The organism is Pseudomonas bohemica (genome assembly GCF_002934685.1).
GTDB classification, from domain to species: Bacteria; Pseudomonadota; Gammaproteobacteria; order Pseudomonadales; family Pseudomonadaceae; genus Aquipseudomonas; species Aquipseudomonas bohemica.
Window position 1 is genome coordinate 70,519 of sequence record NZ_NKHL01000120.1, and the last position, 12,772, is coordinate 83,290.

Annotated in this window: 14 protein-coding genes and 1 pseudogene; 7 read left to right on the top strand and 8 right to left on the bottom strand. The window is 58.4% G+C overall.

What is annotated here, in order from left to right:
- Window positions 1-43: 43 nt before the first annotated feature.
- The 3 genes from alkB to CE491_RS25935 all read right to left on the bottom strand — a co-directional run bounded on the left by alkB (window position 44) and on the right by CE491_RS25935 (window position 1,300).
- Window positions 44-721: a DNA oxidative demethylase AlkB gene (gene alkB / locus CE491_RS25925; RefSeq protein WP_110951468.1), complete on the bottom strand. Its 678-nt coding sequence runs from the start codon at window positions 719-721 to the stop codon at window positions 44-46.
- Window positions 722-738: 17 nt separating this feature from the next.
- Window positions 739-918, bottom strand: coding sequence for a hypothetical protein (locus CE491_RS25930; protein WP_110951191.1), 180 nt, complete (start codon window positions 916-918; stop codon window positions 739-741).
- Window positions 919-994: 76 nt separating this feature from the next.
- Entirely contained in the window at window positions 995-1,300 is a 306-nt protein-coding gene (locus CE491_RS25935; RefSeq protein WP_110951192.1) for a DUF1883 domain-containing protein, read from the bottom strand.
- Between the two features lie 171 nt (window positions 1,301-1,471).
- On the opposite strand from CE491_RS25935, the gene CE491_RS25940 reads away from it, so the two are divergent.
- Window positions 1,472-1,828 carry a hypothetical protein gene (locus CE491_RS25940; RefSeq protein WP_110951193.1) on the top strand — a complete coding sequence of 119 codons (357 nt, stop codon included), beginning with the start codon at window positions 1,472-1,474 and terminating at the stop codon, window positions 1,826-1,828.
- A 35-nt stretch (window positions 1,829-1,863) separates the two neighbouring features.
- Here the strand turns inward: CE491_RS25940 and CE491_RS25945 are convergent, their stop codons facing one another.
- Window positions 1,864-2,145, bottom strand: a complete 282-nt coding sequence (locus CE491_RS25945) for a hypothetical protein (protein ID WP_110951469.1) — start codon at window positions 2,143-2,145, stop codon at window positions 1,864-1,866.
- 162 nt (window positions 2,146-2,307) lie between these two features.
- On the bottom strand, window positions 2,308-2,493 hold the full coding sequence (locus tag CE491_RS25950; protein WP_110951194.1) for a hypothetical protein: 186 nt from the start codon (window positions 2,491-2,493) through the stop codon (window positions 2,308-2,310).
- Window positions 2,494-2,786: 293 nt separating this feature from the next.
- Here CE491_RS25950 and galU point away from each other — a divergent pair, with 293 nt between their 5' ends.
- The 3 genes and pseudogenes from galU to CE491_RS25965 all read left to right on the top strand — a co-directional run.
- Window positions 2,787-3,629, top strand: a complete 843-nt coding sequence (gene galU / locus CE491_RS25955; protein ID WP_110951195.1) for a UTP--glucose-1-phosphate uridylyltransferase GalU — start codon at window positions 2,787-2,789, stop codon at window positions 3,627-3,629.
- A gap of 136 nt (window positions 3,630-3,765) precedes the next feature.
- On the top strand, window positions 3,766-5,121 hold the full coding sequence (gorA, locus tag CE491_RS25960; protein WP_110951196.1) for a glutathione-disulfide reductase: 1,356 nt from the start codon (window positions 3,766-3,768) through the stop codon (window positions 5,119-5,121).
- A 155-nt stretch (window positions 5,122-5,276) separates the two neighbouring features.
- A pseudogene (locus tag CE491_RS25965) lies at window positions 5,277-6,911 on the top strand (response regulator); the annotation flags it as partial.
- Between the two features lie 79 nt (window positions 6,912-6,990).
- Here CE491_RS25965 and CE491_RS25970 read toward each other — a convergent pair.
- A complete protein-coding gene (locus CE491_RS25970; RefSeq protein WP_110951198.1) occupies window positions 6,991-7,695 on the bottom strand; it encodes a DNA-binding protein in 705 nt (234 codons plus the stop codon).
- Window positions 7,696-8,021: 326 nt separating this feature from the next.
- Here CE491_RS25970 and ahpC point away from each other — a divergent pair, with 326 nt between their 5' ends.
- Together ahpC and ahpF are read left to right on the top strand one after the other, a co-directional pair.
- Complete coding sequence (gene ahpC, locus CE491_RS25975) at window positions 8,022-8,585, top strand: alkyl hydroperoxide reductase subunit C (RefSeq protein ID WP_110951199.1); 564 nt, start codon at window positions 8,022-8,024, stop codon at window positions 8,583-8,585.
- Window positions 8,586-8,715: 130 nt separating this feature from the next.
- Entirely contained in the window at window positions 8,716-10,278 is a 1,563-nt protein-coding gene (gene ahpF, locus CE491_RS25980) for an alkyl hydroperoxide reductase subunit F (RefSeq protein ID WP_110951200.1), read from the top strand.
- A 158-nt stretch (window positions 10,279-10,436) separates the two neighbouring features.
- On the opposite strand, the gene gloA is transcribed toward ahpF, so the two are convergent.
- Complete coding sequence (gene gloA / locus CE491_RS25985) at window positions 10,437-10,958, bottom strand: lactoylglutathione lyase (RefSeq protein ID WP_110951201.1); 522 nt, start codon at window positions 10,956-10,958, stop codon at window positions 10,437-10,439.
- Window positions 10,959-11,106: 148 nt separating this feature from the next.
- On the opposite strand from gloA, the gene CE491_RS25990 reads away from it, so the two are divergent.
- Window positions 11,107-11,658, top strand: a complete 552-nt coding sequence (locus CE491_RS25990) for a DUF4946 domain-containing protein (protein WP_110951202.1) — start codon at window positions 11,107-11,109, stop codon at window positions 11,656-11,658.
- A gap of 451 nt (window positions 11,659-12,109) precedes the next feature.
- Here the strand turns inward: CE491_RS25990 and CE491_RS25995 are convergent, their stop codons facing one another.
- The gene (locus CE491_RS25995; protein WP_110951203.1) at window positions 12,110-12,472 is read right to left on the bottom strand and encodes a histone-like nucleoid-structuring protein, MvaT/MvaU family; all 363 of its coding nucleotides are present in this window, start codon (window positions 12,470-12,472) and stop codon (window positions 12,110-12,112) included.
- Window positions 12,473-12,772 lie beyond the last annotated feature (300 nt).

Consider the following 12,772-nt stretch of genomic DNA (forward strand, 5'->3'; position numbering starts at 1 on the left):
TAACATCGCTGCCGCCGGGCCGGTTGTTCTGGATGCGCCGGGTTCAACGCGCCTTGCGGAAGGTGAAATTGATCCGCTGCTCGCCCAGTCGCGGGTGTTCGGCCTGTTTGATCGCCAGCACGCCGTGATAGCGCAACCGGTCCTCGCCACCCCAGACCACCACATCGCCATGAAACAGCGGCACTCGCTGAGTCGCATCGCTGCGGGCGTGCCCACCGAACAGGAACATCGCCGGGATGCCCAACGACACCGAAACCACCGGCCATTGGTAGCCGCGCTCATCCTTGTCCTGATGCAGCGACATCTTTGCGCCGGGAATGTAGCGATTGATCAGGCAGGCGTCGGGATTGAAATCCGCAAACCCGGCTGCATCCGCTGCCGCGCGCGCTAACTCCAGAAAAACGTAAGGCATGTCGGGCCATGGCTGACCGGTCTGCGGGTCGGTGCGCGAATATTTGTAACCCTGGCTGTCAGTGGTCCAGCCGAACTGCCCGCAGCTGCTCAGCGCAACCGACATGGTGTAGCCGCCTGGGGTGACCATGTTGCGAAAAGGGGACTGGGTGAGAATGGTTTGAAGGGCAGGCAATAGCTGCTCGACCAAGGGCAGGGCAAAACCTCGAAAGACAAACGATTGAGGGCCGATCTGTTCAGTGGACGGCGGCTGAGGCGTATCGTCGGCAAACAGATCGAGCGTGGTCAGCGTCGTGCCCTTGCGTTGCATCATCGCAGCATTCCTGGTTAAAGCGCCTTGCTGACCTTTACGTCGCTGATCACATCGTCGCTGCCGCTGTGCATTTTCTGCAGGGCGGCCAACGCTTCTTCAGCGCATGGGGATTGCAGCAAGGCGAACTCGAAGCGGCGTTCGCCGTTGAGTTTGTAGCTGATGGCGTATTTGACGACAGGGGCGGACGTACTCACGATGGATTCCTTTAACAGGCTGGGGCTGGCGTGAAAACACGAAGCTTTCACACGGCTCGTGGTTGACTGGGCCTGATCAGCTCAGGCGCGAAGACGTGCGTCGCACGATCTTGATCGAGTGGGTGAACGTGGTCTTGCGGCCACCATGGGTATCCATTTTGCGCCCGGCGGTGTCGATGGTGATATTCCAGAAACCGGTGCTGGGCACCGCGATCTTCGCCGGGAAGCGATCGAATGCGCCGCCGTGGTAGGTATGGCGGCCGCCGTTTTTGAAGCTGCGGAAATTCGCGTCGCTCATCAGGCGTATGTTGCAGAGCTGTGAGCATTCGATGACGACGACGTCGTCTTCGTTGAGGTGCTCGCGCTGGTGAACGAATTTCATGGGTATCTCCGCAGACAAGGCGTTTTCGAAAACCCGAAACGATAGCACGCTCGGCCCCTCGGTTGATGACCGATGATGTTTTTTATTACCGCACCCGCGGTGAAAAAAGTCCGACAGCCGGGGATATAATCAGCGCCCGGCTTGTCGTAGAGCCTTTACTGGAGGGATTGTATGAAACTGGCTGTTGTAGTTTTGGCTCTGGCGGTGACGGGTTGCGCCAGCGTCACTGACATCGAGCACACGCCCGCCACCATGAGTGTGATGTCAGGGAAGAACCCGCAAGAGTATGCCGAATGCTTCGTCGCCAGGATCAGTGACAGCCGCAAGCCCCCGCAGATCGAACCGCACAAGGAAGGTCTGCGCGTAATCGTCCCGCAGAAGTTTTCCAGCGGTACGCCAACGGCCATCGTCGATATCGAAAGACGCTCCAGTGGCAGCTCGATCAAGTTGTTCGAGGACGGGGGCAACAACCCGTTGCGACCCAAGGACATTCAGCACGCCGTGACGGCGTGTATTTCGGGCGAATGAGGCCGGTTGCGTGACGCTTCGAACCCTGCCAGCGGTTATTTGCACATCACCAGCACATTGCGAGTCTTGTAGTTGCCGACATCCACGCCCAGGGTTTTGTCATCTTCCTTGGGTTGGGGCGTGCCGTTGGTACTGACGATGTTGTAGCCGGTGCCTGGGCATGAGGCGTCGGCTTTCTCGTAACAGGCGGCCCACGACATGGCTTCACCGGAGCAGTCGATGCTCAGCGCCTGCTTGCCGTTTTTCAGATAGGTGTTTTGCGCGGTCGCGCAGCCGGTCAAGCCCAATACAGCAATGACGGACAGAATCTTGATCATTTTCGAATGCTTCACGATGAGGGCCGAGGTTGAATAATCAGCCTCTCTGAGACTGACCGGCCGTGCCATCGTTCCGGCATCACCGAAACATTTTTTCCGATTGCCACCTTTATGCTGGAACGGTTCAGGCCCAGCGTATGCGGGCCTGAACGGTTTTCAGAATCAGGGCTTCTTGTCAGCGCGGCGGCGCGGGGCAGGGGTGTCCTGAAACACGGAGGCGACTTCGATGGCGCTGCTTTCGCTGGCGAATGGCCCAGCCACTGCCTCTTCGTCGTGGCCCACCAGCCACCACTGGCCATCCTGCAATTTCTTGATCTGGTAACCGTTTACGCTTTTGACTTCCGACATCGATCCATCTCGACAAGTGATTCAGGCGGCCATGATAAGGCGTACTGGAATTATTTTCCTACGCAAACGAGTGATCACGGCTACGCTTGATTCAGGCATGCCACAGCATTTGTGGGGCAGGGGGGAACTGCCCGAAGATCGCGATATCGCAAATCTTGCGCAACGATTTGTGGAACTATCTGCGCGACAGTTCCTCTACCAAGACATCGAGCCGGCCAGTAGCGGGGCATTGTAAGGTGATCGCCTCCTCATTAGACTGCGCCGCAACACCCCCAGCCCCATCAAGGACTTATATGATCAAGAAATGCTTGTTCCCTGCAGCCGGTTACGGCACTCGCTTCTTGCCAGCGACCAAAGCCATGCCCAAAGAGATGCTGGCAGTTGTCAACAAGCCGCTGATCCAGTACGGCGTGGAAGAAGCACTTGCTGCGGGTTTGAAAGAAATCTCCATCGTGACCGGCCGTGGCAAGCGCGCGCTGGAAGACCACTTCGACATCAGCTATGAATTGGAACACCAGATCAAGGGCACCGATAAAGAGAAGTACTTGGTCGGTATTCGAAAGCTGATCGACGAGTGCAGTTTCTCCTACACCCGTCAGACCGAAATGAAAGGCCTGGGCCACGCGATCCTCAGCGGTCGTCCACTGATCGGTAACGAAGCGTTCGCCGTGGTACTGGCCGACGACCTGTGCGTGAACCTGGAAGGCGACGGCGTGCTGGCGCAAATGGTCAAATTGCACAAGCACTATGGCTGCTCCATCGTCGCGATTCAGGAAGTGCCTGAGAACGAAACAAACAAGTATGGCGTGATCGCCGGCGAAGAAATCAAACCGGGCCTGTTCCGCGTCACTGACATGGTCGAGAAGCCAAAGCCGGAAGACGCACCGTCGAACCTGGCGATCATCGGCCGCTACATCCTGACCCCGGACATCTTCGAGAAGATCGAACAGACCGAACCAGGCAAGGGCGGCGAAATCCAGATCACCGACGCACTGATGAAGCAAGCGGCTGAAGGTAACGTGCTGGCTTACAAGTTCCAAGGCCAGCGTTTCGACTGCGGTGGCGCCGAAGGTTACATCGAGGCGACCAACTTCTGCTTCGAGCACTTCTACAAAACGGGTAAATCCACTCAGTGACACGTGTGTACCGGTAACTTACCGGCCACTGTGTTGCAGCACAAAGCCACCTTCGGGTGGCTTTGTCGTTTCTGTCTTCGGGGCCTTGCCGAGCGCGCTGGAGCGGTTATGCTAGCCCTCCTGCCAGGAGAAAAACATGACTTACGACTTCGACCTTTTCGTCATCGGCGCCGGATCCGGCGGTGTTCGGGCCGCGCGGTTTTCAGCCGGTTTCGGCGCCCGCGTGGCGGTCGCCGAGAGCCGCTATCTGGGCGGGACGTGCGTCAACGTCGGCTGCGTCCCGAAAAAACTCATGGTGTATGGGGCGCATTTCTCCGAGGACTTCGAACAAGCCAAGGGTTACGGCTGGAGCAGCGCTGAGCCGAGCTTCGACTGGCCAACCCTGATCGCCAACAAGAACCGCGAGATCAGTCGCCTCAACGGTGTCTACCGTAACCTGTTGGCCAACAGCGGCGTGACCTTGATGGAAGGGCACGCGCGCCTGCGCGGCCCCCATGAGGTGGAAATCAACGGTCAAGTGCACACCGCCGAACACATCATGATCGCCACCGGGGGCTGGCCACAGATTCCGGAGATTCCGGGCTGCGAACACGCCATCACTTCCAATGACGTCTTCTTTCTCGAGCAGATGCCCAAGCGCGTGGTGATCGTCGGCGGCGGGTATATCGCAGTCGAATTCGCCTCGATTTTCGATGGCCTGGGCGCGGACGTGAGTTTGATGTACCGCGGCGAGCTGTTCCTGCGCGGCTTTGATGCAGGCGTGCGTGAACATCTGCATGAAGAACTGACCAAGCGCGGCATGGACATCCGTTTCAAGACCGAAATCGAAAGCATCGAAAAGCGCTCCGACGGCACGCTCGATCTGAAGCTCAACGATGGCAGCACATTCAACACCGACTGCGTGTTCTACGCCACCGGCCGCCGCCCTATGCTGGACGATCTGGGCATGGAGACGGTCAATGTCGTGCTGGATGACAAGGGCTTCATCAAGGTCGACGAACATTACCAGTCCAGCGAACCTTCGATCATCGCAGTGGGCGATGTCATCGGTCGCGTGCAACTGACACCGGTGGCACTGGCCGAGGGCATGGCCGTGGCGCGGCGACTGTTCAAACCCGAGCAATACCGTGCGGTGGACTACAATCATATTCCAACGGCGGTTTTCAGCTTGCCGAACATCGGAACCGTGGGTCTGACCGAAGAAGAAGCGAAAAAGGCGGGTCACCAGGTGCAGATTTTCGAAAGCCGCTTCCGGCCGATGAAGCTGTCGCTGACAGACAATCAGGAGCGGACCCTGATGAAGCTGGTGGTGGATGCGCAAACTGATCGCGTGCTGGGTTGCCATATGGTGGGTCCGGATGCCGGCGAGATCATCCAGAGCCTGGCCATTGCCGTGAAGGCCGGGGCCACCAAGCAGACTTTCGATGACACGATCGGCGTGCATCCGACGGCAGCTGAGGAATTCGTCACCATGCGTACCGCAACGCGTTGATGTCTGAATCCCGGCCTCATGGATGAGCGCAGGGCCTGCAATCGTTAAAGGATGGAACCGCTTTGACCACTGAGAGTTTTCCGGCATCCATGCCCCTGAATCCCATTGCATCTGAAGATCGGGAAGCTGACGATCAGGGGGCCGCCCAAGCCGACGCCCTGCACGAAAGCGAGCGCCAGTTTCGCACCCTGGCCGACAACATGAGCCAGTTGGCATGGATTGCCGACCCCGCCGGAAAAATCTATTGGTATAACGCCCGCTGGTACAGCTACACCGGCACTTCCCATGAAGCGATGATGGCGCTGGGCTGGCGCTCGCTGCATCATCCCGATCACCTGGAACGCGTGGATTCACGCATGCGGCGCTGTTTCGCCACCGGTTCGATCTGGGAAGACACCTTCCCCTTGCGCGGCAAGGACGGCCTCTACCGATGGTTCCTTTGCCGTGCGCTGCCCATTCGCGACGAGCAGAGCAGCATTACCTATTGGCTCGGCACCAGTACCGACGTCACGGCCCAGGTCAGTGCTGAAGATGCCTTGCGCGAGCTCAACGAGAGCCTTGAACGGCGGGTGGCCGAGCGTACCCGTGAACTGGCCGAAATCAACGAGCGCCTGCAAGTTGAGATCAGCGAGCGCGCCCAAGCTGAAGAGGCCCTGCGCCATGCGCAGAAGATGGACGCCATCGGCCAGTTGACCGGCGGCATTGCCCATGACTTCAACAACATGCTGACTGGGGTGCTTGGGGCTCTGGACCTGATCCAGCGGCGAGTCGCGGCGGGGCGGGTGTCCGAGATTGATCGGTACATCGAAGCGGCCATGAACTCGGCCAACCGAGCGGCGTCCTTGACGCACCGCCTCCTGGCCTTCGCCCGACGCCAATCCCTGGACCCGCGCCCGGTGGACGTCAACCGGATGGTGGTGTCCATGGAGGAGTTGGTGCGCCGGACCATTGGCGAAAGCATCGAGTTGGAAATCGATCTGAACAGCGCCTTGCGCCTGACCAACACCGATGAGCATCAGCTGGAAAACGCCCTGTTGAACCTGGTGATCAATGCCCGGGACGCCATGCCCGACGGCGGGCGGCTGCTGATTCAGACCGAGATCATTCATATCGCGGGGCTGCACGACACGCTCTCGCCGGGCGACTATGTGCGGCTCAGCGTGCAGGACACGGGCGCGGGCATGTCCGCCGAAGTAATCGCGCGGGCGTTCGATCCGTTCTTCACCACCAAGCCGATCGGGCAGGGCACGGGGCTGGGGCTGTCGATGGTCTATGGCTTCATCAACCAGACCGGCGGGTACGTGCAGATCGACAGTGTCGAAGGTCGCGGCACGCGCATCGATCTTTACCTGCCGTGTCTCCTCGAATCCGCTCACCGGCATCCGCCGCCCGACCAGGATGCGGCGACTCCCAGGGCCGGGCAGGGCGAGCGCGTGCTGGTTGTAGAAGATGAGCCGGACGTGCGGATGCTGGTGGTCGATGTGTTGCGCGAGCTGGGGTATTCGGTGGACGTGGCCGCCGATGGTGCGTCTGCCTTGCCATTCCTGCAGGATGCCGGGCGCATCGATCTGCTGGTCACCGACGTGGGTCTGCCAGGCATGAACGGGCGGCAGTTGGCAGAGATTGCCCGCCAGCATCGCCCGGACTTGCATGTGCTGTTCATGACCGGCTACGCCCGCAATGCTCAGGTGCGTGGCGATTTCCTGGAGAAGGGCATGGACATGCTGACCAAGCCATTCAGCATCGACGACCTGGCGCAACGGGTACGCGGCTTGATCGAAGTGCCGTAGCGTTCTTGTGCTTGTAGTAGCACGGCTTGCCTACGGGAGCGGTAGTAACGGCGCGGCCAGCAAGCCGGGGTGCAGCTCATCATGTGGCCGTCGCAGGTTGCGCCGCTCGCAGATTCTCCAACGCCACTTCGGTCTTGATCAGAATCAGCTCCAGTACCCGATTCTGCTGGTCGCGTTCGGTCAGGCGCTCCTGCAGCTTGTCATTTTCGATTTGGGCATTGTGCAGGCGTTCCTGCAGCAGGGCGCATTGGGTGTGCGCTTGCAGATGGTGCTCTTTGAGGGTGCGGATCTGTTCGTCCTTGTCCTCAAGGCGTGACGCACTGTCTTGGGCGCCCTGAGTCAACCGCGCGTTTTCTTTTTGCTGGGTCTGTAATGCTTCCTGGGTGTTGAGCAGCGTCGCAGTCTGGGTGCCCAACTTGGTAGTCTGTGCGGCGTGGCGCTCGATGAGATCGGCAAGCCGGCGCTCTACGCTGCTCAGCGTGTCCTGCAGCTGTTTCTTTTCGGCGTCCAGCCTGGCCTGAGCCTCGTCGACGCGCGCCTGGGCCTGCCCCCGCAGGCGCTCCCCCAGTCTGGTCACCAGGCTGTTCAATTCAGCGTCGATCTGCAGCGGTGTCAGCTCACTTTCCGACGCATCAAGCTCACGCATCAGGCGATGTATGGTGCTCTTCGATCCGGTATTGCCCATTTCGATACGTACTGCATCAATGCTGGGATTTTCTCCCCGAGCGATCAATGCCATCCGTGCAGCCTGCACGTCAGCCCTGTTTATGCCACTGCGGGCCATGCCGCCTCCTGAATAATGCACCGCCTACGTATCGCGGATTACGTATCATCAAAACCGTTTATTCTGCGGGATTTTCAGGGGGGTGTCTGCTGCGGGTTGAACATCGACGGATGAAGTGGGTAGGCTGTCGGGCGGATCGATCAGGACGTTGTGCGCTTGGCTTCGTCATGGCGTCACGAATCCTTCTATTAATAGATTGCGTTTATAGCGAAAACCAATCATCAGCATCAGGTTTACCAATGAGCCGTTGCCGGTGATTGTGCGTAAGATCCTTCCTATCGAATTTCAAAACGTCATTTTCTACAAACCCTAAGGAGATCCACCCGATGCCTATCATTAACAGCCAAGTTAAACCCTTCAAAGCGACCGCTTTCAAAAACGGCTCTTTCGTTGAAGTTTCGGATGCTGACCTCAAAGGCAAATGGTCTGTGGTGTTCTTCTACCCAGCCGACTTCACCTTCGTCTGCCCAACCGAACTGGAAGACCTGGCCGACAACTACGATGCGTTCCAGAAACTGGGCGTTGAAATCTACTCCGTATCGACCGATACCCACTTTGCTCACGCTGCCTGGCACAACACTTCGCCAGCCATCGGCAAAATCCAGTACACCATGATCGGCGACCCAACCCTGACCATCTCCCGCAACTTCGACGTGCTGATCGAAGAAGCTGGCCTGGCTGACCGCGGTACTTTCGTGATCAATCCGGAAGGCGAAATCAAGATCGTCGAACTGAACGATGGTGGTGTTGGCCGTGACGCTTCCGAGCTGCTGCGCAAAATCAAGGCCGCTCAGTACGTTGCTGCTCACCCGGGCGAAGTCTGCCCAGCCAAGTGGAAAGAAGGTGAAGCGACTCTGGCTCCTTCCCTGGACCTGGTCGGCAAGATCTAAGTCCTCATGACAGGACCGGGGGCGTTCAGCCCGTAAGTCAGTAAGCCGCATCGCCCCCAAAAAACGCCCGGGCGGTTATCGCCCGGGCGTTGTTTTTTTCAGAACCTGTTAAGTAAAAAGGAAAGCCATCATGTTGGACGCCAATCTTAAAGCTCAATTGAAATCGTACCTGGAGCGGATCACTCGCCCGATCGAGATCGTCGCGTCCCTCGATGACGGCGCAAAATCCCAGGAAATGCTGGCATTGCTCAACGACATCGTCAGCAGCTCCAATCAGATCACCCTCGACACCAATGGCTCGGATGCACGCACGCCGTCCTTCGCCCTGAATAGCCCGGGCCAGGACATCAAGCTGCGTTTTGCCGGCCTGCCAATGGGTCACGAATTCACGTCGCTGGTACTGGCGCTGCTGCAAGTCGGCGGCTACCCATCCAAGGCCACTGAGGAAACCATCGAGCAGGCCCGTTCCCTGACCGGTGATTTCAAATTTGAAACCTATTTCTCCCTGACCTGCCAGAACTGCCCTGACGTGGTCCAGGCGTTGAACCTGCTGGCTGTGCTCAACCCCAATGTGCAACATGTCGCCATTGAAGGCAGCTTGTTCCAGCAGGAAGTGACCGACCGCCAGATCATGTCGGTGCCGAGCATCTACCTGAACGGCGAACTGTTCGCCCAGGGCCGCATGAACCTGGAAGAGATTCTGGCCAAGATCGACACCAGCGCCGGTGATCGTCAGGCAGAGAAACTCAACGCCAAAGAAGCGTTCGACGTGCTCGTCGTCGGCGGTGGCCCGGCTGGCTCTGCGGCGGCGATCTACGCGGCGCGCAAGGGTATTCGCACCGGTGTCGCAGCTGAGCGCTTCGGCGGTCAGGTGCTGGACACCATGGCCATCGAAAACTTCATCTCGGTGCAGCACACCGAAGGTCCGAAACTGGCCGTCGCCCTTGAAGAACACGTCAAGGAATACGAAGTCGATATTATGAACCTGCAGCGCGGTGATCAGCTGATTCCGGGCAAGGATGGCGCGCTGCATCAGGTCAAGTTCGCCAGTGGCGGTGTGCTCAAAGCCAAGACCGTGATCCTGGCCACAGGTGCGCGCTGGCGCGAAATGAACGTTCCGGGTGAGCAGCAATACCGCAACAAGGGCGTGGCGTACTGCCCGCACTGTGACGGTCCGCTGTTCAAGGGCAAGCGCGTGGCGGTGATCGGCGGCGGTAACTCTGGCGTGGAAGCGGCGATCGACCTGGCCGGTATCGTGTCTCACGTGACCCTGCTGGAATTCGACAGCTCGCTGCGTGCCGACGCGGTGCTGCAACGCAAGCTGCACAGCCTGCCGAACGTCACCGTGCTGACCAGCGCCCTGACCAGCGAAGTGACTGGTGACGGCCAGAAGGTCAACGGCCTGCGCTACAAGAACCGCATTACCAGCGAAGAAATCAACGTCGAGCTGGAAGGTATCTTCGTGCAGATCGGTCTGCTGCCGAACACCGAGTGGCTCAAGGGGACCATCGAGTTGTCGCCGCGTGGCGAGATCGTTGTCGACAACCGGGGTGAAACCTCGATCCCCGGCATCTTCGCCGCCGGTGACGTGACCACTGTGCCGTACAAGCAGATCGTGATTGCCGTAGGCGAGGGCGCCAAGGCCTCCCTCAGCGCATTCGATCACCTGATCCGCACCAGCGCTCCAGCGTGATACCGGGCTGAGTTAGCGTAGAAACGAAAAACCTCATGAGCGATCATGAGGTTTTTTTCGTGCCCTCAATTCAGTAGCCGTCCGGCTCGCTGGAAGTGGCGTCTTTGATATCGCTACTGGCGCCAAGCCGTGCTGCTGCTACCGGCGCCAGTGATTCTTCAGACGGGCGTTGGCTGAATGATCTCGACCCAGTAGCCATCCGGGTCCTTGATGAAGGCCAGGCTGTTCATGCGCCCATCGCTCAGGCGTTTCTGGAAGTCCACACCCAGCTCTTCAAAGCGCGCGCAGGCGACATGCACGTCGGGCACCGACACACAGATGTGACCAAAACCGCGTGGGTCGCTGTTGCCGCTGTGGTAGGCAAAGGCCGGGTCTTTTTCGGTGCCGTGGTTATGAGTCAGCTCGAGAATGCCGGGAATGCCTTTCATCCAGACCGTGCGCGCGGCGTCGTCAGCTGGAATCTGCGCCTTGTCCACCAGTGCCAGGAAGTACAGGCTGAATTCGGCTTCAGGGAAATCGCGTTTCTCTACCAGGCTGAAGCCGAGCACGCGGGTGTAGAAGTCCAGCGAGGCGGTGACGTCCTTGACCCGCAACATGGTGTGGTTGAACACGAATTGGGCAGTGACGGCGTCCGGCTGTGCAGTGACGCCTGGGAGGGTGTTCAGTTCGTGCAGACTCATGGTGACTCCGGGTAATCGTGAAAATGTTGCGCCATGATACGGGACGGCGCGCCCGAGCCAAACCCGAAAGTGTAGAACCTGTCCCGCAGCTCTTGTGGGCGGGGTCTGCGTGGCTCACACTTTCCGGCTCGACGTTCAGGTATCGGACATGGTTTTCTCGTTACGCAGTTTCTCTCTGGCAGGCGTCTGCCTGGCGCTTGGCCTGAACCCGGCAGCGGCTGCAGATGCAATGATCGTCTGGCCCGGCGACTGGGAAGTCGAGACCTTGCCGCAGTCACAGCCTGCCCCTGATCGTCCTTCGGTGCAGGTCCGGCAGAGGGCAGTGAAGAACGATGAAAACGGCGACCCGGCGATGGTCGTGGAGCTGACTCAAACGCGCTTACAGCCCGGTCATGACGTCAATGTGCAGAGTGTCCTGCTGGAAATGCGAAAAGCGGTGCAGATCAATTTCGTGCGCGGCGGATTTCAGAGCGTTTGCACGAAGATGAAGGAGAGCACGTTGAGCGAGATTCCTGCGATGGAAACCACCTGCACGATCACGCAGAACGGCGCCCACGTGATGACCCAGACGCTGGTCGCGGCGGCCAACGATGAGATGGCCTGGTCGCTGTCCTATGCGGGTTCGGCCGACGGATACGCCGCCAATAAGGCTGAAGTCCTGCGCATTAGGAACAGCCTGCATCTGAATACAGCGCCTTGAGCATGAGTCACCGGACATAAAGAAGCCCGCCGAAGCGGGCATGGGGCGCTAATCCTTTAGCAGTCTTCATCCTGTAGAAGTGCGTGTGAAAAAAATGTGAAGAACTTCGCGGCAGGCCAGTTACGGGCACTTTTTTAGCGGCTGTTCGTCGGTTCAACGAGCCACGAGAGTTTAGTCCGGGGCGTGCTGTCAATGTGAATAATAACGCGAACTCGTTACTGCTTTGTATTGATTTGATGTGCTGCGGGGGCTCTAGTTGCAGGGCCGGGTATACAGGATCGTCGACCCTTGGGAACGGTATGAACTTGAATGCCTTGCTTGTTCGGCGGGGCAGTGGCGAAATCCAATTTCCGATAAAATGCTGCGCGAATAATGCGGGGGTAAATACGCTTATAAAAAACCCCTGTAGTAGGGGCTTTTTTATAAGACTCTGGTATTGCAAGGCGAGCGATCAGCCTCGCAGCCAGGAATCAACGGTTTCAGCACCGTATTGCTCTTTCCATGATTTCAGGCCGCGATGATTGCCGCCCTTGGTCTCGATCAGTTCGCCAGTGTGTGGGTTGTGATAAACCTTGACCACCCGCGCCCGGCGGCGTTTTGGGCCTGCCGGGGCTGCGGTTGCGGTCGACGGGTTAGGATCGAGGATGGCGATGATGTCACGCAGACTCTTGTCGTATGTGCTCATCAGTGCCTGGAGTTTCTGCTCGAATTCGATCTCCTTTTTCAGTCCGGCATCATTCTTCAGATTCTCCAGCTGGGCCAGCTGTTCCTGAAGGGCTTTTTCTGCTGCGCGAAACTCGGCAAGTCTGGACAAATATAGTACTCCGGCGGTGAATGGCTGTTGTCAGCCCAACGCAAGCAACATAGACGCAAATAGAAGGCCTTGTGCTCATTTTGTCACTACCCCTCTGCGCCTTGACATTGACATCGCGGTGGAAACTAACGTCGTGCTGTCAGCTTCACGTCGATGGTGGGGGTAGTTGTGATTCGCTACGGGACAAATAATGCACGTTTTTTACGAGATGGAAAATAGGTGAGGGGCATTTGTTATATGAAACATGCAGGCCGAGATAAACACGTCTGACAAAAAATGCCGTGGCGGGCGCAAGCCCTT